Below are 21,789 nucleotides of genomic sequence, written 5' to 3' on the forward strand. Positions count from 1 at the left end.
CTTGGAGTATTACCCAAAAGAGTGTTAATACCTGCTTTGAAATGCTGATTAAAGGCGAATTCGTGTTGCAATATGTGATCACCCTTTAATCCTGCAGGTAAGACCGAATAAAACCTATAAGGGAACCGCCAGTTTATGACTGACAATGCTAAAGAAATCCTTCCGATCAATATCGAAGAAGAACTGAAGAATTCCTACCTTGATTACGCCATGAGCGTAATCGTTGGGCGTGCGCTGCCTGACGTAAGAGATGGCTTAAAGCCTGTTCACCGTCGTGTCCTGTTCGCGATGAATGAATTAAAAAATGATTTTAATAAGCCTTATAAAAAGTCTGCTCGTGTAGTGGGTGATGTAATTGGTAAATATCACCCTCACGGGGATTCCGCGGTTTACGATACTATCGTACGGATGGCTCAGCCATTTTCTTTACGTTATATGCTAGTCGATGGGCAGGGTAACTTTGGCTCAGTTGACGGCGACTCAGCGGCAGCGATGCGTTATACAGAAGTTCGCATGGCGAAAATATCGCACGAGCTTTTAGCCGACCTTGATAAAGAAACCGTCAATTTTGTGCCTAACTACGACGGTACAGAACAAATTCCAGAAGTCTTGCCAACCAAGGTGCCGAATTTATTGGTGAATGGATCATCTGGTATTGCCGTTGGTATGGCGACGAATATCCCACCACACAATTTAACCGAAGTCGTTAACGGATGTATCGAGCTTATCAATAACCCTGATATGCCTATCGAAGAGTTAATGACATTTATACCCGGCCCAGATTTCCCAACCGCTGCAATGATAAGTGGTCGTAAGGGGATCGACGATGCATACCGTACTGGCCGTGGTAAAATTTATCTACGTGCAAGGGCCAATATCGAGACGGAAGAAAATGGTAAAGAAACCATTATCGTCAATGAGATCCCGTATCAGGTCAATAAAGCACGCTTAATTGAAAAGATAGCTGAACTCGTAAAAGAAAAACGCGTAGAAGGCATTTCCGCGTTGCGCGATGAATCTGACAAAGACGGAATGCGTATCGTTATCGAAGTTAAACGCAATGAGTCAGCAGAAGTTGTTCTAAACCATTTATACGCCAATACACAGTTACAGACAGTGTTCGGTATAAACATGGTTGCGCTTGATAATGGTCAGCCGAAAGTCTTTACGCTTAAAGAAATGCTAGAAGCTTTCATTCTACACCGTCGTGAGGTTGTAACTCGTCGGACAGTGTTTGAATTACGCAAAGCTCGTGACCGCGCACATATATTAGAAGGCCTCGCGATTGCGCTGGCGAATATTGACGAGATTATAGAGCTTATAAAAGCATCTCCAAGCCCGTCAGATGCTAAAAAGGCGCTCGTTGATCGCGGCTGGGATCTTGGTGATGTGGCGCAAATGTTGGAACGCGCTGGTGATGAAGATCCTTCACGTCCAGAATGGCTTGCCCCTGAATTTGGTATTCGTGATGGTCAGTACTATTTAACTGAACAACAAGCGCAAGCAATTCTTGACCTACGCCTACATAAACTAACGGGTCTAGAGCACGATAAGATCCTTGATGAATATCGTGGTCTATTGGACTTGATTGCCGAATTGCTGCACATATTGGCGAGCTCTGAGCGTCTAATGGAAGTCATTAGGGAAGAGCTAGAAGCTATTCGTGACGAGTTCGGAGACGAACGCCGCACCGAAATTACTGCAGCAAGTCACGATATTGATATTGAAGATTTAATTGAACAGGAAGATGTTGTCGTAACCTTATCTCATGAAGGTTACGTGAAATACCAGAAGCTTAATGAGTACGAAGCGCAGCGTCGTGGCGGTAAAGGCAAATCAGCAACGAAAATGAAAGATGAAGATTTCATTGAACGTTTATTGGTTGCTAATACACACGATCACATCCTATGTTTCAGTACTCGCGGCCGCTTATATTGGTTGAAAGTCTATCAATTACCACTAGCCAGCCGAAATGCAAGAGGTCGTCCGATTATCAACATTCTGCCACTTGAGGAAGATGAGCGTATCACCGCCATTTTGCCGATCAAAGAATTCGTTGATGACAAGTTTGTTATTATGGCCACTGCAAACGGGACGGTGAAAAAGACTGCATTAACGCAATATTCAAGACCTCGTTCAAACGGCATCATTGCGGTTAACCTGAACGAAGGCGACGAGCTTATTGGTGTTGCAATCACTAATGGTGAAGACGATATCATGCTGTTCTCAGACGAAGGTAAAGTTGTTCGTTTCAATGAAAAAGCGCGTGATTCTGAAACCGGTGAGGTTAAACGTGACCCTGAAACAGGTGAAGAGATCCTTGCGATTCGTCCGATGGGGCGCACGGCGACCGGAGTACGTGGTATTAAATTACAACCTGGTCAAAAAGTCGTTTCGTTAATCGTACCCAATACTGATGGCGCTATCTTAACCGTTACCGAAAATGGTTACGGTAAACGTACACCATTGGTTGATTATCCTGCGAAGAGCAGGGCGACGCAGGGCGTTGTATCGATCAAAGTGTCTGAACGTAATGGTAAAGTCGTAGGTGCCGTGCAAGTTGATGACAATATGGAAATTATGTTGATCAGTGATAAAGGCACATTGGTGCGTACGCGGGTTAACGAGGTTTCTGTTGTTGGGCGTAATACTCAAGGTGTACGTCTGATTAGAACCGCTGAAGATGAAAACGTAGTTGGCTTGGAACGCATTGAAGAAATCGAAACAGACGAAATTCTCGATGAATCAGTAGAGACAACTGAAACACCAGAATCTTCAGCCACAGCAGAGAATGATACAGCTCCTTCAGAAGACTAAACATCTATGACACACCCCGTGTATAACTTTTCAGCTGGGCCGGCTATGTTGCCGGCCCCAGTTTTGGCCCAGGCTCAGGCGGAATTGATTGATTGGCATGGGCTCGGTACCTCCGTAATGGAAATCAGCCATCGCAGTAAAGAATTTATGCGGGTTGCTGAAGAGTCCGAGCAAGACTTGCGAACCTTAATGGATATCCCGAAAAACTATCGTGTGTTATTTATGCACGGTGGTGGTCGGGGGCAATTTGCTGCTGTTCCATTGAACTTAGCCAAATCAGGCCAGCCAGCTATGCACATTGTGTCTGGCTCTTGGTCTAAAGCGTCTGTGGTTGAAGCCAGTAAATACGTTAAAGCCGATAGCGTCGACATTATCACAAACGAAAATGGGCAAATAGGGGCGGATGTATCCAAATATCAGCCAGAACAAGGTGCTCATGCGTTTGTTCACTTTTGTCCAAATGAGACGGTTGATGGTATTGAATTGTTTTCTCTACCCAATTCAGCAGCACCACTCGTGGCGGATATGTCGTCTAATATTCTGTCTCGCAAAGTTAATGTCAGTGACTATGGATTGATATACGCGGGCGCGCAGAAAAACATAGGTCCAAGTGGTCTTTCGGTGGTTATCATTCGAGAAGATTTGCTCGGCAACCCCCAACCGCAAACGCCTGTTATCCTTGATTACACGGCTGCGGCTAATAACGAGTCGATGTTCAACACGCCACCAACCTATAGCTGGTATCTCTCGGGTTTGGTGTTTAAGTGGTTAATTGCGCAGGGTGGTGTAGAAGCGATCGCTAAAATTAATGAGCGAAAAGCAAATCTACTCTATTCGTTTATTGACAGTTCTTCATTGTTCAACAACCGAATAATGCCGCAAAATCGCTCCCGCATGAATGTAGTGTTTCAATTAACGGATGAATCACTAAATGAACGATTCCTGTCTATGGCACTTGATGAAGGTTTACATGCGCTCAAAGGACACCGTTCAGTCGGTGGTATGCGAGCCAGTATATATAACGCAATGCCTGAAGAAGGTGTAAAAACACTCATTGAGTTCATGCGCGAATTTGAACGCACACAAGGATAATAATGGAAAAGCTTACCCTTAACCCTATTTCACGTATTGAGGGTACGGTTAACGTGCCAGGCTCAAAGAGCCTATCAAATAGAGCGTTATTACTTGCAGCTCTTGCTGAAGGCACTACTACGCTAACAAACTTGTTGAATAGCGATGACATAAACCACATGTTAAACGCTCTGCAACGGTTAGGCGTAACCTATCAATTAAGTAGCAATGGCACAGAATGTACTGTGTATGGGTTGGGTAAGGCATTTTCACTCGATAGCACTGTCGAATTGTTTTTAGGTAATGCGGGAACTGCGATGCGTCCATTGTGTGCAGTCCTTGCTACATCAAATGTGGAAGCAACCCTAACCGGTGAACCTCGCATGGAAGAGAGGCCTATTGGTGACCTGACTGATACGTTAATTGCAGCAGGTGCTGATATTCAATTCTTAAAAAATGAAGGATATCCACCGCTGCTCATAAAAGGTCACCGTTTAAACGGTGGTGACTTATCGGTTGATGGCAGTGTATCAAGCCAGTTCCTAACCGCATTGCTGATGGCTGCTCCTTTGTTTGCAGGTGATTCAACAATTACCATTAAGGGAGAGTTGGTTTCTAAGCCTTATATTGATATAACGCTCAAGACGATGGCGGCGTTTGGTGTGTTAGTCACAAATGACAACTACCAGCGTTTCCATGTTAAAGGGCAACAAACTTATCAATCACCAGGGCGATTCTTGGTTGAAGGGGATGCTTCATCAGCTTCATATTTTCTTGCTGCAGGCGCTATCAAAGGTGGTACTGTTAAGGTTACCGGCGTCGGTAAGAAGTCAATACAGGGTGATATACGGTTTGCTGATGTTTTGGAAAAAATGGGCGCCAAAATCTCTTGGCAAGATGAGTCCATTACGGTAACCGGCGCACCACTAAAAGGCATCGATATGGACATGAACCATATTCCAGATGCAGCTATGACTATCGCTACCACGGCATTGTTTGCCGATGGAACAACACGTATCTCCAATATTTATAATTGGCGTGTAAAGGAAACCGACCGCCTGCACGCGATGGCGACCGAATTACGCAAAGTTGGAGCTGAAGTTGAAGAGGGTCATGACTATATAACCATTACCCCACCAAAGCATATAGCTCACGCTGAAATTGAAACCTATGATGATCACCGTGTTGCGATGTGTTTTTCATTGGTTGCGCTAAGCGATACACCTGTAACCATCCTTGATCCCGGATGCACGCGTAAAACCTTTCCAGACTATTTCGAACGCTTTTCGACACTGTACCAAAGCGCATAATCCAGCCACTTAACCCATTCAAAGTGGTAATTCCTATGTTGGATGCGTATAATGCCGCCCGTTTTTAACCAAGGGTGGTTTATATGCAGTCTATTCCTGTCGTAACTGTCGACGGACCCAGTGGAGCAGGGAAAGGTACCCTGGCATCCATGTTAGCTGAACATTTTGGCTGGCATTTATTAGATAGCGGCGCCATTTACCGAGTGTTGGCGGTTGCCTGTTCGCATCATGATCTGTCGCCAACTGATGAAGAAGCGTTGTTACCGTTAGCTTCAAGTCTTGATGTTACTTTTGAGCTAGACGGCAATACGCGTAAAATTATTCTAGAAGGCGAAGACGTTACAGACGTTATCCGCACTGAGGAAGTCGGTGGTATTGCCTCCCAAGTAGCCGCATTACCGCGCGTGAGGGAAGCACTATTGCGTCGACAACGTGCATTTGAGCAGCCGCCTGGTTTGGTTGCCGATGGCCGAGATATGGGCACTGTAGTCTTCACCGATGCTTACGCCAAAATATTTTTAACTGCATCGGCTGAGGCGAGAGCGGAAAGACGCTTCAATCAGTTGAAAGATAAGGGGATGAGTGTTAAACTTTCGCGCCTTTTATCTGACATACAGGCAAGAGACGAGCGTGATTCACAGAGAACTGTGGCGCCGTTGGTCCCTGCTAATGATGCTTTAGTTCTTGATTCAACATCGTTAGGTATTGCTCAAGTATTTGAAAAGGCTTTGGAATTTATCAATAGCAAAACAATTCCTGTTAAGTGATTGACGATTCCTAGTAATTAGATAGACCGTTTCGTCGATATGGATTTCGATGATTTTGAGTAACAACCCCATGTTAACTGGATTGTAATGTGGATGTAATTATATAAATTAATTGACTTTTATGACTGAAAATTTTGCACAGCTTTTTGAAGAGAGCTTACAACAACTTGAAACTCGTCCTGGTGCCATCGTTAAAGGTACTGTTGTTTCAATCGACAAAGACATTGTATTAGTAGATGCAGGTCTCAAATCAGAAAGCGCAATCCCTGCTGACCAATTCAAGAACGCTGAAGGCGAACTTGAGATTGCTATCGGCGATTCTGTTGATGTTGCACTAGATGCAGTAGAAGATGGCTTCGGTGAAACTATCCTATCTCGTGAAAAAGCTAAGCGTCATGAAGCTTGGGTAGAGCTAGAAAAAGCATACGAAGAAAAAGAAACCATCAAAGGTGTTATCAACGGTAAAGTTAAAGGCGGTTTCACTGTAGAAGTGAACTCAGTACGCGCCTTCCTTCCAGGTTCATTGGTAGATGTTCGCCCAGTACGCGATACAGCTCACCTTGAAGGTAAAGAACTAGAATTCAAAGTAATCAAGTTAGATGCTAAGCGTAACAACGTTGTTGTTTCTCGCCGTGCCGTTATCGAAGCTGAAAACAGTGCAGAGCGCGATTCATTATTGGCTAACTTGGAAGAAGGTCATGAAGTTAAAGGTATCGTTAAGAACCTTACAGATTACGGTGCGTTCGTTGATCTTGGCGGCGTAGACGGTCTACTTCACATTACTGACATGGCTTGGAAACGTGTTAAGCACCCAAGCGAAATCGTTAATGTTGGTGATGAAATCAACGTTAAAGTTCTTAAGTTCGACAAAGACAAATCACGTGTATCTCTTGGTATGAAGCAGATGGGCAGCGATCCATGGCAAGAAATTGCTAACCGTTACCCTGAAGGTTCTAAGCTAAGCGGTGCAGTTACAAACCTTACTGATTACGGCTGTTTCGTAGAAATCGAAGATGGCGTAGAAGGTCTTGTACACGTTTCAGAAATGGATTGGACTAACAAAAACGTTCACCCATCTAAAGTTGTTAACTTAGGTGACGTTGTTGAAGTTATGGTTCTTGAAATTGACGAAGAGCGTCGTCGTATTTCTCTAGGTCTTAAGCAGTGCATTGCTAACCCTTGGGAAGAGTTTGCTAAGTCACACGAAAAAGGTGACAAGGTATCAGGTAAGATCAAGTCTATCACTGACTTTGGTATCTTTATCGGCCTAGACGGCGGCATCGACGGTTTGGTTCATCTTTCTGACATTTCTTGGAACAAGTCAGGTGAAGATGCGGTTCGCGATTATAAGAAAGGCGACGAAATTTCTGCAGTTGTATTGCAGGTCGACCCAGAGCGCGAGCGTATTTCACTAGGCGTTAAGCAAATCGAAGAAGATCCTTTCAATAAGTATCTGACAGATAACAAGAAAGGTGCTATCGTTAATGGTACTGTTACCGCAGTTGACGCGAAAGGTGTAACTGTAAACCTAGCTGAAGAAGTAGACGGCTATATCCGTGTTGGTGACCTAGCACGTGATCGTGTAGAAGATGCTTCAGAAGTTGTAAATGTAGGTGACGCGATTGAAGCCAAATTCATGGGCGTAGATCGTAAGAACCGCATGGTTAACCTTTCTGTTAAAGCGAAGGACCAAGCTGACGAGAAAGAAGCTTTGGATAAAGTAAATCAGCAAGAAGATGCTGGTTTTGCTAACGCCATGGCTGAAGCTTTCAAAGCAGCAAAAGGCGAGTAATTTACTCCTATTAGGCGCATCAATTGATGCGCCTTTTCCCTCCTGCTGGTAACATCCTGATATCTAACTATCGTGAGGTTGCCATGACAAAGTCAGAACTTATCGAAAGATTGGCGTTAAAAGCTGATCACATTCCTGCAAAAGAGCTTGAAACAGCAGTCAAAGAACTCTTGGAACAACTAGCGCAAACTCTACAGAAGGGTGAACGTATAGAAATTCGAGGTTTTGGTAGTTTTTCCTTGCATTACCGCGCTCCACGCGTGGGTAGAAACCCTAAAACGGGTGAAACCGTGCAGTTAGAAGGAAAATATGTCCCACACTTTAAGCCTGGTAAAGAGCTTAGAGATCGTGTTAATGAATCCATGTAACAACGCTAATACATATAGGAGATATGCTCCTTGCGGGGACTAGTCTATTTCTTGTCCGTTATTGCGTTGCTGTGCATTTTTGTTTTAGTAGGTGCACAAAATAGTCAGGTAGTAACGGTCAACTTTCTTATCGCACAGGCGACTTTGAAGTTATCAACGCTCATGGCGATTGTTATGACAATAGGTGTGGCAATCGGTTTGATAATCCTGATGGCGAGTTGGTTAACATTGCGAGTCAAGTTAGGCTTAGCAAAACAAAAATTAAAAAAACTGCAAAACGAGTAATTCATGTTAGAACTGCTGTTCCTTTTATTACCTGTTGCAGTAGGCTATGGATGGGTGATGGGGCGTAATAGTTTACGCCAAGCCCAGCGTAAGCAATCTAGTATTCTTTCCAAACACTATTACCGTGGATTAAATTTCCTATTATCTGAACAGCCAGATAAAGCTGTTGACACCTTGATCAAAATGATCGACCTCAATAATGACACGGTTGAGACGCATATAGCGATGGGGAACTTCTTTCGCCATAGAGGAGAGCTGGATCGCGCGATTAAAGTGCACCAAAACCTTGTTAGCAGAGATGAAATTGAGCCTAGCCAGCGAGAAAATGCATTAAGAGAACTAGGCCGCGATTATACCCAAGCGGGTTTTCTAGAACGTGCAGAAAATGCCTATTTGCAGTTGCTAAATTCCGATAAGCATTATATTGATGCTCAAACCAACTTATTCAAAATATACCAGACGACTAAGGAATGGGATCGAGCAATAGAGCTCGCTGAACGCATGGTAGATTGCCATGGTGACGACAACGATATATTGGTGCGACTAGCCCACTTTTATTGTGAACAAGCAGCGTTGTCATTGGCGCAAGGTGATCAAGAAACAGCAGCTGTTTATCTGCAAAAAGCGACTCATTCAGACGAAAAGGCTATTAGACCTTGGTTAATGCTTGGTGAGCTTGCTATTTCAAAGCAATCTTTCAATGACGCTTTTGACTGCCTAATGGAAGTGGCTAAACGTGACATTAATTGGTTCAGTGAAGCGATCCCTTTACTCGAAACCTGTGCTGAAGAAAATGACGATTGGGAAAAGTTAGAACAGGTTATCGACCAATACGGCAGCGTATGTGCAACATCCTACTTGGCTAAAGTGAATATTTTGGCGCGAAAAGGGAAAACCGAAGAAGCGACGCAAATGCTTTATGAGCAGCTACGTAAGAAGCCAACAATGAAAGGCTTTGCGACGTTGATGAAGTTATATATCGAACAACATAAACAAGACCCGTCTACTAGTAGCCTTGCGCTGTTAAGAGGCTTAGTAGAACAACAAATGTTGCAGCGGCCTAAATACCGATGCGGAAATTGTGGGTTTTCAGGGCGCAAAATTTATTGGTTGTGCCCATCGTGTAAAAAATGGGGTGTTGTTAAACCCATTAAAGGTCTAGATGGAGAGTAGTGTGATCATAGAAGACCCTAAAGTTATTATTGCATTGGATTTTGAAAACGAACATCAAGTCTTATCACTTGTTGAGCAACTTAGTCCTTCTCAATGTCGCCTTAAAGTTGGTAAAGAGTTATTCACGCGTTTAGGCCCCAACATCGTGAAACAGTTGGTAGCATTGGGGTTTGACATATTTTTAGATTTGAAGTTTCACGATATCCCCAACACGGTAGCGAAGGCATGTCTTGCAGCGTCTGACCTCGGCGTGTGGATGGTTAATGTTCATGCATCTGGCGGTGCGAAAATGATGGAACATACAAAGAAGGTGTTAGCCAATTACGGTAGTAATACGAAACTCATAGCTGTTACAGTGCTCACGAGTATGGATCAGCAGCAATTAAGCGGTGTGGTTCCGAACACTACGGTTGAAGAGCAAGTGGTTAAGTTAGCAACCTTAAGTAAAGATTGTGGCCTAGATGGTGTGGTGTGTTCAGCTCAAGAAGCCCCTTTACTGAAGCCCAAGCTAGGAAAAGAATTTGAGCTTGTCACGCCCGGTATAAGACCTGCGGGGTCAAATTCTGACGATCAAATCCGAATTGTCACACCCGCGCAAGCGATAAAAGACGGCGTAGATTACATGGTGATTGGCCGCCCAATTACTCAGTCCTCAAACCCCGCTGATGCGCTTTACAATATCAATGAAGAAATAAAAAAGGCTGCTTTATAAGCAGCCTTTTCACGTTAAATTAGATGACTACGAGCGTAGTGCCTCAGCAGCATCTTGATATTGTAAAGATAGTTGCTCACCTAATGCGTCCATAACCGCTGCATAGGTAATTTTCCCTTGGTGTACGTTCAAGCCGTTTAACAAATGTGGATTATCAAGCATAGCTTGCTTTGGTCCTTTATTGGCTAACGCTAGACCAAAGGGAAGCGTTGCATTATTAAGCGCCATCGTTGATGTACGCGCAACACCGCCTGGCATATTCGCTACACAGTAATGGACGACTCCATCAACAATGTATACGGGATCTTGGTGAGTTGTAGCACGAGAGGTTTCAAAACAACCACCTTGGTCAATAGCCACATCAACTAACACAGAACCTTTTTTCATTGCATTAATGTGGTCAGTATTCAGTAGCTTGGGAGCGGCCGCTCCTGGGATCAACACAGCACCAACAACCAAGTCTGCTTTTGATGAATAATGCTCTATTGCATCTACGGTCGAGAAAACCGTTTTAACTTGGTTACCAAATATATCATCCAGCTCGCGTAAACGAGGTAGAGAACGGTCTAGTATCGTCACGTCTGCCCCCAGACCGATTGCCATTTTGGCCGCGTTTGTACCTACAACACCACCACCAATAACCAAAACCTTGCCCGGAGCAACACCCGGCACGCCGCCTAGTAATGTACCGCTGCCGCCGTGAGCTTTTTCTAAATAATGCGCGCCTGCTTGAACAGACATACGACCAGCCACCTCACTCATCGGTGCTAGTAGCGGCAGTCCACCGCGAGCATCGGTTACCGTTTCATAAGCTATACAGGTTGCGCCTGACTCTACGAGTAATTCAGTTTGCGTAGGGTCGGGGGCTAAATGCAGGTAAGTATAAAGAGTCTGTCCTTCGCGTAACATTTTACATTCGTTAGGCTGTGGCTCTTTAACCTTAACGATCATCTCTGCACGCGCGAAAATTTCTTCAGCTGTATCTATTATGGTTGCACCCGCATCTTCATACATCGCATTGTCAAAACCAATAGCTGTGCCGGCATGAGTTTCAACAATAACGTCATGTCCGTGTGCAACGAATTCTTTAACCGCTGCTGGAGTAAGGCCTACACGATACTCGTGATTTTTAATTTCCTTAGGTACACCTACTAACATTTTACAAACCTTTAACAGAATAAATTCGGAGCGCAGTATACTGACAAATTCGGCAAAGAAATGGCTGTAATTTAGGCTGTTTCAGCATATAATTTTGCCTATGTTTGAATAGGTGAAATTACATGCTGGCTAAAACACCCAAGAGTTTAGATAAAATCGATCGTCGTATTTTAATCGAACTGCAAAAAGATGGACGTTTATCCAATGTCGAACTTGCTAAAAGAGTTGGGTTAAGCGCAAGCCCGTGTCTTGAGAGAGTCAAACGATTGGAAGGGCAGGGGTATATTACGGGTTACAAGGCCATGGTTGATCCTGAGAAACTTGGGGCAGCCATGTTAGTGTTTGTTGAAATAACGTTAACTAAAACATCGGTTGATATCTTTGCAGAATTTTCTGCTGCGGTTAAGTTGCATGATGATATACAGGAATGTCATTTGGTATCGGGCAATTTTGACTTCTTATTGAAAACACGAGTCGCGGATATGTCGAGTTATCGACGCTTGTTAGGCGATACGCTACTTAGGCTGCCTGGTGTGAGTGAATCGCGGACATATGTGGTCATGGAAGAAGTCAAATCGACAACACAAGTACATATAAGCCTTAAATAGCAATCCAGAGTGGAAAATTATCACTCTCTTTAGGTGGGTTGTGGTACCCTTTATAGCTAGATAATAAAAATAAACAGTGGACGCTTAAAGCAGCATCACACTGAGTTAAATCGAGTAATTCTAGGGTTATGGCGCGATTATCAGGTATTCAGCGATTGTTCGAAGTCGGCATGATGTTGGCGTGTACATTCGCATTTTTCTTATTGCTCTCAATCGTCTCTTTTAATCCAGCCGACCCAGGCTGGAGTCAAGTAGGCTTGCAAACCAATGTTCAAAACTGGGGCGGGGCAACAGGCGCTTGGGTGGCAGATATTCTGTTATTCTTTTTTGGTTATCTTGCATACGCGGCGCCTATCGGTTGTGCGTTGATTGGCTGGTTCCTATTTCAGCACGTTAAAACTCTGGCTGAATTTGATTACTTAACCATAGGGTTGAGGATCATTGGCTTTGTATTATTTATGTTAGGTGCGTCAAGTTTACTTAGTCTTAACGCTGACAATATATACAGTTTTACTGCGGGCGGTATGGTGGGAGACGTAATGAGCTCTGCGCTGATGCCATATTTTAACCTGGCCGGCACGACACTGCTTCTACTCTGTTTTGTCCTAACCGGCATTACGTTAATGACGGGTCTATCTTGGCTTTTTGTTATCGATAGTATCGGCCGGTATACAATCAAAACCGCTAAAGCGACTACGTCGTTACCCCATAAATTTCAACAGCTAGAATTGCCTTCGATGAAACGCTTAAGCAATAACAACGAAGAGCTGTCTAGTGACGTAACCATTACTCGATTACGCGCCACGCCGGAAGATAATCCGAGCGCAGAGCCGGTCAAGCAACAACCCCATTTTGGTATTCCTGATGAAGTATTTGAAAACGATGTGTCCAGTCAGTCTTCTGATGCAGATTCTGAGGTGCCTGCGATCAGTCGAATAGACAGTTTAAAACAGCGTTTCGCCTCACGTCGTTCTATTGACAGAGAACATACAAGTGAACAAAACGAAGAGCAGTTAGTTAATAGTACTACTGGCGGTGCTACCACATCACAGGGCAAAGCCGCCACGCAGGACGAAGTCGTCGTTAAATCTGAACCTTCGACGCCTATGCCTTCTTTTGACTTACTTGAGCGACCAGATAAGCACGAGAACCCAATCTCACCGGAAGAGCTAGAACAAGTAAGCCGTTTAGTTGAACAAAAACTGGCAGACTTCAATATAGAAGCCAGTGTAGTAGGGGTGTACCCCGGCCCAGTGATCACACGATTTGAACTTGATTTAGCACCCGGCGTGAAAGTGAGCAAAATAACAGCCTTGTCTAAAGACCTCGCCAGAGCGATGTCTGCTATTTCGGTTCGTGTCGTTGAAGTTATACCAGGCAAATCTGTGATTGGTCTGGAATTACCTAACAAAAATAGAGAAATGGTGCGCCTAAGTGAAGTCATTACCTGCGAAGCGTTCCAGTCTGCGGCTTCACCATTAACGATGGTGCTGGGGGCGGATATTTCGGGTAAACCGGTTATTGTTGACTTAGCCAAAATGCCACACTTACTTGTCGCGGGTACAACGGGTTCAGGTAAATCCGTTGGCGTAAACGTTATGATTTTGAGCTTATTGTACAAATCTAAGCCTGAAGACGTGCGTATGATCATGATTGATCCGAAGATGTTGGAATTGTCGGTTTACGAAGGAATTCCACACTTACTTGCCGAAGTTGTTACCGATATGAAAGAAGCCGCTAATGCGCTGCGTTGGTGTGTAGGCGAAATGGAACGGCGGTATCGCTTAATGTCTGAGTTAGGCGTAAGAAATTTAAAAGGCTATAACGCAAAGATATTAGCGGCGATAGAGTCAGGCACGCCAATTAAAGATCCGTTATGGCGTCATGAAGAGAGTATGCTGAATGAAGCGCCTGATTTAGAAAAGCTTCCGTCAATCGTTGTCGTCGTTGACGAATTTGCTGACATGATGATGATTGTGGGCAAAAAGGTCGAGGAGCTAATTGCGCGTATTGCACAAAAGGCGCGTGCAGCAGGCATTCACTTGGTATTGGCAACTCAGCGACCATCCGTCGATGTTATTACAGGGCTAATTAAAGCCAATATTCCAACCCGAATTGCGTTTCAAGTGTCGAGCAAAATTGACTCCAGAACCATTCTTGATCAGCAAGGCGCTGAAGCTTTATTAGGTGCTGGTGATATGTTGTATTTACCGCCAGGAACGGCTGTTCCGACACGTGTTCATGGAGCTTTTGTTGATGACCATGAAGTGCATGCCGTTGTAGCGGATTGGAAACAGCGCGGTGAACCAGAATACATCGATGAAATATTGAACCCTGAAGCGACGGCTGAGATTTTACTTCCTGGCGAACAACCGGAAGGCGAGGATCAAGAGATGGACGCTTTTTATGATGAAGCGGTTGCTTTTGTAACACAAGCCCGCAAGGTATCGGTAAGTAGTGTGCAACGAAAATTTAGAATTGGTTACAATAGAGCCGCCAGAATTGTTGAACAAATGGAACTAAGCGGCGTCGTAAGTGCATCGGGCCATAACGGCAATAGAGAGGTATTAGCTCCACCTCCGCCACCAAGGGATTAAAAGATGATTAATAACTTTGTAATTGCGCTTGTCTTTACAATTACGAGCCTATCGAGCATGGCAAGTGACGATGCCAAATCACAATTAAGAAGTATGCTCAAGGATATCAATACCTATCAGGCATCCTTTACACAGATTGTAAAAGATGCCCAGAAGAATCTGGTACATGAAGCGTCGGGCTCCATAGTCATTGAGCGCCCACAAAAGTTGTATTGGCATACCGAACTGCCAGATGAGGTTTTATTGGTAGCTGATGGGCAATCCGTATCACAAGTCGATTACTTTGTTGAGCAAATAACCGTGGTCGATCAAAGTGATGCCGTTCAAGACAATCCTATTATGCTGTTAGCATCAGACAATGATGCGGATTGGCTTAATGTAAACGTGACCTTTAGTGAAGACGCGTTTGTTGTCACCCCAATAAATGAAAGTGCGATAACGCAACTCAAGTTAGTGTTCGATGATAATCAGTTAAGCAGCTTAGAAAGTATCGACACACAACAACAAAAAAGTGTATTAACGTTTACAGGCAGAGTGATCAATCAAGCTGTACCTGCTGATCGTTTTATCGTCGAGAATATTGGTGGATTCGTGCTGGATGACCAACGCAAACGATAATTTATCACTTTTTCCTCCACCAGAGCTCAACGCTCCACTTGCCGCGCGTTTACGTCCAACTTGTCTTGAAGACGTTGTTGGTCAACAACATTTAATTGCAGACGGTAAGCCGTTGGCGGAAATTCTGCGCCAAGACGCCTCTACATCAATCATATTGTGGGGCCCTCCAGGCACGGGCAAAACGACGTTAGCAGAACTCATTGCACAACACAGCAATGCAAACTTCATCCGTATATCGGCGGTGACTGACGGCGTAAAAGAGATCAGAGGCGCTATCGAAAAGGCGACTCATGCTTTAGAGCAGCATCAGCGTACGGTGGTATTTGTGGATGAAGTACACCGTTTCAATAAATCCCAGCAAGATGCGTTTCTACCGCATATAGAGTCTGGTTTGATCCAATTTATTGGCGCAACAACAGAGAATCCTTCGTTTTCGCTTAATAACGCGTTGCTCTCACGTACGCGTTTGTTTGTATTAAAGTCTTTAAGTACAGAGGATTTAGAAGCGTTGATTATAAAAGCAACCAAAGCGATAAATCATAGCCGTGAAAAGCCTCTGACCGTTACGCCACAAGCGATTAAAAGCCTTCTTAATGTTTCTTCAGGAGATGGGCGAAAGTTATTAACTCAGTTTGAACTGGCCGTTCAGTTATGCGATGGCGATACTGTTGAGTTGGCTCATGTCACTATGGCTCAGGGGGAAACCTCGACCGCGTTTGATCGCGGCGGTGATTATTTTTATGATCATTTGTCGGCTTTTCACAAGTCAGTAAGAGGATCTTCTGTTGATGGAGCCTTGTTCTACTTTGCACGTTTAATACAAGCGGGTTGTGAGGCCACTGTTGTAGCTCGTCGTTTATTGGCGATAGCCAGTGAAGATATTGGTAATGCAGATCCAAAAGCTTTACAAGTGTGTCTAAATGCTTGGGATATCTATCATCGCGTAGGGGCATCTGAAGGTGAAAGAGCGATAGCGCAAGCAATTGTATATTGCGCATTGGCCCCTAAAAGTAATGCAGTTTACGCAGCATTTAAAGCAGCAAAGCAAGCAGCTCAAAAGCACCCTGACGCACCAATCCCCAATCACTTACGTAACGCGCCAACGGCTGTTGCACGCTCTCAAGGACATGGGGAGGGTTATCGCTATGCACATAATGAGCCCAATGCCTATGCTGCCGGTGAGGTATATTTACCCGAAAATGTTGACGGTGGATTTTATTACCCTACTGAACGCGGGTTTGAAAAGCAGTTGAAAGCCAAGCAAGATTTTTTGGATAGTCTTGATTTACATTTTCATCAAAATAACGGGAATCACGCAGAATGAATTACCTGTATGTCGCCATTGGCGGTGCCATTGGCGCCAGTCTCCGATATTTTGTCATGTTAAGAGCAGAAGATTGGTTTGGAAAAGGCATGCCCTTTGGTACACTAGCGGTTAACGTAATTGGCTCCTTTTTATTAGGTGTATTTTATGCGCTAATGCATCAAAATGCGCCGATTGATAATGCGTACCGCGCGTTTTTTGCCATAGGTGTATTGGGCGCATTTACTACGTTTTCAACCTTCTCGTTTGATACGGTTTTGCTACTCCAACAGGGAGAGTGGTTAAAAGCATTGGCCAACGTTGGACTTAATGTATTTGTTTGTATTATCGCCGCAGGATCTGCGGTGTATTTAGTGAAAGGATAAGTAGATCTCATGTTAGATCCGAAGTATTTTCGTAACGATATTGAAATCACCGCGAAGCGTCTTGCTACACGTGGTTTCACTTTAGATGTCGACGCGTATAACGCATTAGAAGAACAGCGCAAGGCGCTTCAAGTTAAAACTCAAGATCTTCAAAATACCCGCAATGTAAAAAGTAAAGCAATTGGAAAAGCAAAAGCGCAGGGCGAAGATATTCAACCGTTATTAGCTGAAGTCAGTTCGTTAGGTGATGAACTAGTTCAAGCAAAACAAGAACTAGACAGTGTTCAAACCTCGCTTAATATTTTCTATCAAGAGACACCAAACTTACCGGACGAAGATGTATCTGAAGGTAAAGATGAAAACGACAACGTAGAAGTATTGTGCTGGGGAACGCCACGCGAATTTGATTTTGAGATCAAAGACCACGTGGATCTCGGTGAGCAGCTAGACAAAGGCTTAGATTTTGAAGCAGCAGCCAAATTATCTGGCGCTAGATTTGTGGTGATGCGCGGAAAAATTGCTAAGTTGAACCGCGCTATTGCCCAACTTATGTTGGATATGCATACACAACACCATGGCTATACAGAAATGTATGTTCCGTATTTGGTTAACTCAGATAGCTTATTTGGGACAGGTCAACTACCAAAGTTCGGTGAAGATTTGTTTCATACAAAGCCTGCAACTGAAGAAGGCCAGGGCATGTCACTGATACCAACAGCAGAGGTACCTCTGACCAATTTGGTACGAGACACGATATTAGATGAACAGCAATTACCGCTTAAAATGACAGCGCATACGCCTTGTTTTAGAAGTGAAGCTGGCGCATATGGAAGAGATACACGCGGGCTAATTCGTCAGCATCAGTTTGATAAAGTAGAGTTGGTGCAAATCGTTAAGCCTGAGGAGTCTGATGCGGCTTTAGAGGCATTAACTGGTCATGCAGAAGCTATTTTACAAGCATTGGAACTCCCATACAGAAAAGTCCTATTGTGTACTGGCGACATGGGATTTGGTGCTGCTAAAACCTATGATCTAGAGGTTTGGTTACCTGCGCAAGATTGCTACCGAGAAATTTCTTCGTGCTCTAACATGCGTGATTTCCAAGCTCGTCGTATGCAAGCACGTTATAGAAGCGCTGCAGGTCAGAAGCCTGAACTTGTTCATACACTCAATGGTTCTGGGCTTGCGGTTGGGCGTACCTTGGTTGCGGTACTTGAGAACTACCAAAATGCGGATGGTTCGATCACTGTACCAAAAGCGCTGCAATCGTACCTTGGTGGAGCAGAATTACTGTAAGTTACAAGCACTTGGCAGGTTTAGGTAAACCTGCCAATTTTGTTGCCTGTTTAGCTGGTCCATTGGGAAAGAGTCGATGTAAATATCGGCTGTTGCCCTTATCGGGGCCTAACGAAGCAGCCATGGCTTTCACTAGTGCTCTAATAGCTGGGCTGGTTTCATATTCCAGGTAAAAGTTACGCACAAACCAAATAACTTCCCAGTGAGACTCGGTCAAAGTAACGTTGTCTAATTCTGCTATATACAAAGCAACAGACTCAGACCAGTCTTGAACGTTCTTCAAGTAACCTAATTTATCCACCGGTATAGAACGTTCGTCTACAACTATCGCGTTGTCACTCATAATGAAATACTTCTCTTTGCAGACACTTGCCACTTAGCAGCTTCATTAAGGGGTATCGTTGCAATGTCAGGAAATTGAATACCTCTGACGTACATATGCTCCTCACAGGCATAAATATCGCACATAAGATGCTCTTTTAATTTGTCACAATAATAAAGCGCATCTTCCATGACAATTACGGTATCTTGGCTATTGATAAGTTGAAGCCGGTCATCAGATGTAACGTCAGACTGAAGTTTTCGAATAACCCAAAGTGTCATCTTAAAAGCTCACCACAAAATCATATTGATCAGTCAAAGCCGATAATTGGTTTGTGTCCAATATTTCGGCCCCCTCAATATCATTGATAAAATTAACGCAACGCTGCGTAAGACTCTGTTCGCAGATATATACATGCTCAACATCAAAAAAGTTAAGGGACTTGAGTCTTTTTTTCGCATCTTTTGTTTTAAACACATCCTGCGTAGCAGCCGTGAGCACATGAAATACACCATCATTGATCAATAAAACATCGCAAGAATGACCGTAACCGCCTGCAGCCATAGCAAAGTCTAATGCATCTTTACTTTCAGTCGTTTGATGTGGTGCTTGTGAAATGATGCTGAGAATGGTTGCCATTAAAATTGCACCAACTTATCTGCGTCGTGCAAACGGGTAAAGAATTCTCCAATACCAACTTGCTCGAACGGTTGATGTAAATTGTATCCATTCGCTTCATATTCATGGGAGAGGGCAGTATCAATAACGCCGCGCTTCTCAGCTGATGATACGCAAACCAGTAAAGGGATATTAAATTCTAGCGAAAACTCACGCCATGCAGTGTTTGCATTAAATTCATCAGATGGTACATGGAGATAACCATTCGCATTTGCACAACCAGCTTGATAGAAAAAAACGTTGTTGATGGCATGTCCAGCAGAGAGAAAAGTGCGCAATGTAAACAAAGCTTCTTGCATACGTAATGCATGTTCAGGACTGCTGGTAATTAGGCAACTTACTGTTTTCATATACATCCAAAAAAAACACCCCATAGAAGGGGCGTTTTCTTTAATTAAACCCTAACAATCTATTAGTCATCACCACCAAAGGCACCCAATAGGTGTAGAAGTGAAGTGAAAATATTATATATGTTTAGGTACAAGGATACAGTAGCCAAAATATAGTTTGTTTCGCCACCATTAATAATGCGACTTGTATCGAACAGGATAAAGCCAGACATTATGAAAATAATGGCTGCATTAAGTGCTAGAAATACCGCTGGCACTTGGAAGAATATGTTGGCAATGGCTGCAATCAACACAACGACCATACCGACTACAAGGAACCCACCAAGGAAAGAAAAATCTTTCTTTGTCGTCAATGCATAGGCTGATAGCGATAGAAACACGATAGCGGTGCCGCCTAATGCCTGCATAATGATGGATGGACCGTTAGCAAATCCAGCATAGAACGACAATATCGGACCAAGCGCTGCACCAAATAATCCGGTAAATAGGAATACTAAACCAATACCTGCCGCAGAATTAGCCTTACGGTTAAGGATGAATAATGTAACGATACCACCAATCATAAAGCCAATAGATGCTAAGCGACTGATCCCTACAGCCATGGCAATACCCGCACACAAAGCACTAAACGCCAGTGTCATCGATAGCAACATATAAGTACTGCGAAGTACTTTATTCGTCTGAATAGCAGACTCTTGTGCTGAACTAGCGTACATCGAACGATGTTCCATTTTTACCCTCCAACAGGTGTTAACGTCTTATAACAGATTACAGCGAAAACGGGATCGCTTGTTTATAGAGTACTTTGTATGGTGTTTAGTTCCAATTTTCAAGTGCTTTCAAATAGCTAAACGACAGATTTCTCGATGAATTGTATCAATTCCGCCCGAACTGACTAATTACTAGGCAAACGAACATTTTTTTTGAATTACTACTTTACAAGCACAACGTTCATCATTAACATTCGCAGCACTTGGAGAGGTGGCAGAGTCCGGTTGAATGCACCTGACTTGAAATCAGGCGAAGGGTCAAACCTTCCGGGGGTTCGAATCCCTCCCTCTCCGCCAAATTTAAAGGGCTGCAGAAATGCGGCCCTTTTTCGTAATTGTTACATAACCGTTACCAACTCTACTAGAAATCATAATTTTCTCATTCATATTATCAAAACCTGCTTATCATTCGAGTTATTCACCAATCTAAGTCGCGGATCTATTTTTTCACGCTTAAACCTTTTCTTATTTACGTTGCTCTAACTGACACATATTTATTGTGCTGAGTTAAAACGCGAACAATTGCATGCTTTAAATTACGATATTAATTTCTGTAAATAAAATGTCAGCTTTTTTTACAGAATAGATCTTTTTTTGAACGTCAACTCGAACAGATAAGCTACAACACGTTGATATTTAAAGCGTTTATAAAGTTGGCCCAGGATATGCTTTTGTAAAGCGAACGTAAACAATCTTTCTTTACAGCAAGAATGACAATTTAAATCCAAGGAGCTATGGCATGATTAAACGTTTATTAGCAGGAGTATTTGCATTAACTGCTTCAGTGGCAGCATACGCGGTACCCATTACAGATGTTCAAGACTATACATCGAATACCGCTAGCGAATATTTTGTCGATAACGACGCAAACAAATACGATTCTGGTATTTGGCGTGGTGCATCAGAAGACTGGGGATGGGTTCACAATGCTATCGCTGGTACTTTTTCGTCAATTATTCTTGAAATCTCCGCATTTGATATTGATAGTCCTGACGAAATTGATAATGTTTATGCGTGGGACGGTTCTGATTGGTTTCTATTAGGAAACCTAATGGGAACGGATGATACTTGGGAATTTACAGTCTTTGACCTGACTGGTTATGCTTGGGCAGAGACTCAGGTGAATGCAGGGCTTCAACTTTGGCTAGATATTGATGTTGCTAATGAAGGTTGGTTAGTAACGCTGGCCAAATCAACCCTAAGTGTTGACGGTGGTAACCAACAATGTGTACCTCAACCAGGTGCACCTTGCACATCTACAAATGTATCAGAGCCGTACACTGTTGCGCTATTAGGTCTAAGCCTATTCGGTCTTGCGTCAGTACGTCGTCGCAAGCAAGCATAAGTTAAGGTTAATAACCTAAACTGTTTAAAATCTAAGTGTTGAATAAAGCCCGACGTTAATAGC

22 protein-coding genes and 1 tRNA gene are annotated in these 21,789 nt (G+C 43.6%); 17 read left to right on the top strand and 6 right to left on the bottom strand.

The features are described from left to right. Window positions 1–135: 135 nt before the first annotated feature. The 9 genes from gyrA (at window position 136) to pyrF (ending at window position 10,295) form a co-directional block, all read left to right on the top strand. Entirely contained in the window at window positions 136–2,817 is a 2,682-nt protein-coding gene (gene gyrA, locus CSH93_RS01595; protein WP_100641277.1) for a DNA topoisomerase (ATP-hydrolyzing) subunit A, read from the top strand. A 6-nt stretch (window positions 2,818–2,823) separates the two neighbouring features. After that, window positions 2,824–3,909 carry a 3-phosphoserine/phosphohydroxythreonine transaminase gene (serC, locus tag CSH93_RS01600; RefSeq protein ID WP_100641279.1) on the top strand — a complete coding sequence of 362 codons (1,086 nt, stop codon included), beginning with the start codon at window positions 2,824–2,826 and terminating at the stop codon, window positions 3,907–3,909. Between the two features lie 2 nt (window positions 3,910–3,911). Next, the gene (gene aroA, locus CSH93_RS01605) at window positions 3,912–5,198 is read left to right on the top strand and encodes a 3-phosphoshikimate 1-carboxyvinyltransferase (protein ID WP_100641281.1); all 1,287 of its coding nucleotides are present in this window, start codon (window positions 3,912–3,914) and stop codon (window positions 5,196–5,198) included. Window positions 5,199–5,281: 83 nt separating this feature from the next. Further along, the gene (cmk, locus tag CSH93_RS01610; protein ID WP_100641283.1) at window positions 5,282–5,965 is read left to right on the top strand and encodes a (d)CMP kinase; all 684 of its coding nucleotides are present in this window, start codon (window positions 5,282–5,284) and stop codon (window positions 5,963–5,965) included. 121 nt (window positions 5,966–6,086) lie between these two features. After that, a complete protein-coding gene (gene rpsA / locus CSH93_RS01615; RefSeq protein WP_100641285.1) occupies window positions 6,087–7,757 on the top strand; it encodes a 30S ribosomal protein S1 in 1,671 nt (556 codons plus the stop codon). Window positions 7,758–7,840: 83 nt separating this feature from the next. After that, window positions 7,841–8,125, top strand: a complete 285-nt coding sequence (ihfB, locus tag CSH93_RS01620) for an integration host factor subunit beta (protein WP_100642307.1) — start codon at window positions 7,841–7,843, stop codon at window positions 8,123–8,125. Between the two features lie 30 nt (window positions 8,126–8,155). Next, entirely contained in the window at window positions 8,156–8,410 is a 255-nt protein-coding gene (locus tag CSH93_RS01625; RefSeq protein WP_100641287.1) for a LapA family protein, read from the top strand. A 3-nt stretch (window positions 8,411–8,413) separates the two neighbouring features. Beyond that, a complete protein-coding gene (gene lapB / locus CSH93_RS01630) occupies window positions 8,414–9,583 on the top strand; it encodes a lipopolysaccharide assembly protein LapB (protein ID WP_100641289.1) in 1,170 nt (389 codons plus the stop codon). A 7-nt stretch (window positions 9,584–9,590) separates the two neighbouring features. Further along, window positions 9,591–10,295, top strand: coding sequence for an orotidine-5'-phosphate decarboxylase (gene pyrF / locus CSH93_RS01635; RefSeq protein ID WP_100642308.1), 705 nt, complete (start codon window positions 9,591–9,593; stop codon window positions 10,293–10,295). Between the two features lie 27 nt (window positions 10,296–10,322). Here the strand turns inward: pyrF and ald are convergent, their stop codons facing one another. Next, the gene (ald, locus tag CSH93_RS01640; RefSeq protein ID WP_100641291.1) at window positions 10,323–11,453 is read right to left on the bottom strand and encodes an alanine dehydrogenase; all 1,131 of its coding nucleotides are present in this window, start codon (window positions 11,451–11,453) and stop codon (window positions 10,323–10,325) included. A 122-nt stretch (window positions 11,454–11,575) separates the two neighbouring features. On the opposite strand from ald, the gene lrp reads away from it, so the two are divergent. From lrp to serS, 6 genes are all read left to right on the top strand, one after another. Then, window positions 11,576–12,061 (top strand): leucine-responsive transcriptional regulator Lrp, encoded by a 486-nt coding sequence (gene lrp, locus CSH93_RS01645; RefSeq protein WP_100641293.1) that lies wholly within the window; start codon window positions 11,576–11,578, stop codon window positions 12,059–12,061. 128 nt (window positions 12,062–12,189) lie between these two features. Next, window positions 12,190–14,658 (top strand): DNA translocase FtsK, encoded by a 2,469-nt coding sequence (locus CSH93_RS01650; RefSeq protein ID WP_100641308.1) that lies wholly within the window; start codon window positions 12,190–12,192, stop codon window positions 14,656–14,658. 3 nt (window positions 14,659–14,661) lie between these two features. Beyond that, window positions 14,662–15,276, top strand: coding sequence for an outer membrane lipoprotein periplasmic chaperone LolA (gene lolA / locus CSH93_RS01655; RefSeq protein WP_100641311.1), 615 nt, complete (start codon window positions 14,662–14,664; stop codon window positions 15,274–15,276). Continuing rightward, window positions 15,257–16,600, top strand: a complete 1,344-nt coding sequence (locus tag CSH93_RS01660) for a replication-associated recombination protein A (protein WP_100641313.1) — start codon at window positions 15,257–15,259, stop codon at window positions 16,598–16,600. Before lolA ends, CSH93_RS01660 begins: the two co-directional genes overlap by 20 nt. Next, window positions 16,597–16,965: a fluoride efflux transporter CrcB gene (gene crcB / locus CSH93_RS01665; protein WP_100641315.1), complete on the top strand. Its 369-nt coding sequence runs from the start codon at window positions 16,597–16,599 to the stop codon at window positions 16,963–16,965. Before CSH93_RS01660 ends, crcB begins: the two co-directional genes overlap by 4 nt. Window positions 16,966–16,974: 9 nt before the next feature. Then, window positions 16,975–18,261, top strand: coding sequence for a serine--tRNA ligase (serS, locus tag CSH93_RS01670; protein ID WP_100641317.1), 1,287 nt, complete (start codon window positions 16,975–16,977; stop codon window positions 18,259–18,261). Between the two features lies 1 nt (window position 18,262). On the opposite strand, the gene CSH93_RS01675 is transcribed toward serS, so the two are convergent. The 5 genes from CSH93_RS01675 to CSH93_RS01695 all read right to left on the bottom strand — a co-directional run bounded on the left by CSH93_RS01675 (window position 18,263) and on the right by CSH93_RS01695 (window position 20,342). Beyond that, entirely contained in the window at window positions 18,263–18,604 is a 342-nt protein-coding gene (locus tag CSH93_RS01675) for a TusE/DsrC/DsvC family sulfur relay protein (protein ID WP_100641319.1), read from the bottom strand. Continuing rightward, window positions 18,601–18,864 (bottom strand): hypothetical protein, encoded by a 264-nt coding sequence (locus tag CSH93_RS01680; protein WP_100641321.1) that lies wholly within the window; start codon window positions 18,862–18,864, stop codon window positions 18,601–18,603. Before CSH93_RS01680 ends, CSH93_RS01675 begins: the two co-directional genes overlap by 4 nt. 1 nt (window position 18,865) lies before the next feature. Further along, window positions 18,866–19,222, bottom strand: coding sequence for a sulfurtransferase complex subunit TusC (tusC, locus tag CSH93_RS01685; protein ID WP_100641323.1), 357 nt, complete (start codon window positions 19,220–19,222; stop codon window positions 18,866–18,868). Beyond that, complete coding sequence (gene tusD, locus CSH93_RS01690) at window positions 19,222–19,611, bottom strand: sulfurtransferase complex subunit TusD (protein WP_164078270.1); 390 nt, start codon at window positions 19,609–19,611, stop codon at window positions 19,222–19,224. The genes tusC and tusD overlap by 1 nt, the downstream gene beginning before the upstream one ends. A gap of 62 nt (window positions 19,612–19,673) precedes the next feature. Beyond that, window positions 19,674–20,342: a Bax inhibitor-1/YccA family protein gene (locus tag CSH93_RS01695; RefSeq protein WP_100641327.1), complete on the bottom strand. Its 669-nt coding sequence runs from the start codon at window positions 20,340–20,342 to the stop codon at window positions 19,674–19,676. A 244-nt stretch (window positions 20,343–20,586) separates the two neighbouring features. On the opposite strand from CSH93_RS01695, the gene CSH93_RS01700 reads away from it, so the two are divergent. Together CSH93_RS01700 and CSH93_RS01705 are read left to right on the top strand one after the other, a co-directional pair. Beyond that, window positions 20,587–20,678 (top strand) — tRNA-Ser (locus CSH93_RS01700). Window positions 20,679–21,120: 442 nt separating this feature from the next. After that, window positions 21,121–21,726, top strand: a complete 606-nt coding sequence (locus CSH93_RS01705; RefSeq protein WP_100641329.1) for a PEP-CTERM sorting domain-containing protein — start codon at window positions 21,121–21,123, stop codon at window positions 21,724–21,726. The last annotated feature ends 63 nt before the right edge of the window (window positions 21,727–21,789 follow it).

It is taken from the genome of Neoalteromonas facilis (assembly GCF_002807665.1).
GTDB lineage: Bacteria > Pseudomonadota > Gammaproteobacteria > Enterobacterales > Alteromonadaceae > Alteromonas_E > Alteromonas_E facilis.

Coding starts and splice junctions, on each gene's coding strand:
- gyrA (WP_100641277.1), top strand. CDS start 136: ATGACTGACAATGCTAAAGAAATCCTTCCGATCAATATCGAAGAAGAA.
- serC (WP_100641279.1), top strand. CDS start 2,824: ATGACACACCCCGTGTATAACTTTTCAGCTGGGCCGGCTATGTTGCCG.
- aroA (WP_100641281.1), top strand. CDS start 3,912: ATGGAAAAGCTTACCCTTAACCCTATTTCACGTATTGAGGGTACGGTT.
- cmk (WP_100641283.1), top strand. CDS start 5,282: ATGCAGTCTATTCCTGTCGTAACTGTCGACGGACCCAGTGGAGCAGGG.
- rpsA (WP_100641285.1), top strand. CDS start 6,087: ATGACTGAAAATTTTGCACAGCTTTTTGAAGAGAGCTTACAACAACTT.
- ihfB (WP_100642307.1), top strand. CDS start 7,841: ATGACAAAGTCAGAACTTATCGAAAGATTGGCGTTAAAAGCTGATCAC.
- lapB (WP_100641289.1), top strand. CDS start 8,414: ATGTTAGAACTGCTGTTCCTTTTATTACCTGTTGCAGTAGGCTATGGA.
- ald (WP_100641291.1), bottom strand. CDS start 11,453: ATGTTAGTAGGTGTACCTAAGGAAATTAAAAATCACGAGTATCGTGTA.
- lrp (WP_100641293.1), top strand. CDS start 11,576: ATGCTGGCTAAAACACCCAAGAGTTTAGATAAAATCGATCGTCGTATT.
- CSH93_RS01650 (WP_100641308.1), top strand. CDS start 12,190: ATGGCGCGATTATCAGGTATTCAGCGATTGTTCGAAGTCGGCATGATG.
- lolA (WP_100641311.1), top strand. CDS start 14,662: ATGATTAATAACTTTGTAATTGCGCTTGTCTTTACAATTACGAGCCTA.
- CSH93_RS01660 (WP_100641313.1), top strand. CDS start 15,257: ATGACCAACGCAAACGATAATTTATCACTTTTTCCTCCACCAGAGCTC.
- crcB (WP_100641315.1), top strand. CDS start 16,597: ATGAATTACCTGTATGTCGCCATTGGCGGTGCCATTGGCGCCAGTCTC.
- serS (WP_100641317.1), top strand. CDS start 16,975: ATGTTAGATCCGAAGTATTTTCGTAACGATATTGAAATCACCGCGAAG.
- CSH93_RS01675 (WP_100641319.1), bottom strand. CDS start 18,604: ATGAGTGACAACGCGATAGTTGTAGACGAACGTTCTATACCGGTGGAT.
- CSH93_RS01680 (WP_100641321.1), bottom strand. CDS start 18,864: ATGACACTTTGGGTTATTCGAAAACTTCAGTCTGACGTTACATCTGAT.
- tusC (WP_100641323.1), bottom strand. CDS start 19,222: ATGGCAACCATTCTCAGCATCATTTCACAAGCACCACATCAAACGACT.
- tusD (WP_164078270.1), bottom strand. CDS start 19,611: ATGAAAACAGTAAGTTGCCTAATTACCAGCAGTCCTGAACATGCATTA.
- CSH93_RS01695 (WP_100641327.1), bottom strand. CDS start 20,342: ATGGAACATCGTTCGATGTACGCTAGTTCAGCACAAGAGTCTGCTATT.
- CSH93_RS01705 (WP_100641329.1), top strand. CDS start 21,121: ATGATTAAACGTTTATTAGCAGGAGTATTTGCATTAACTGCTTCAGTG.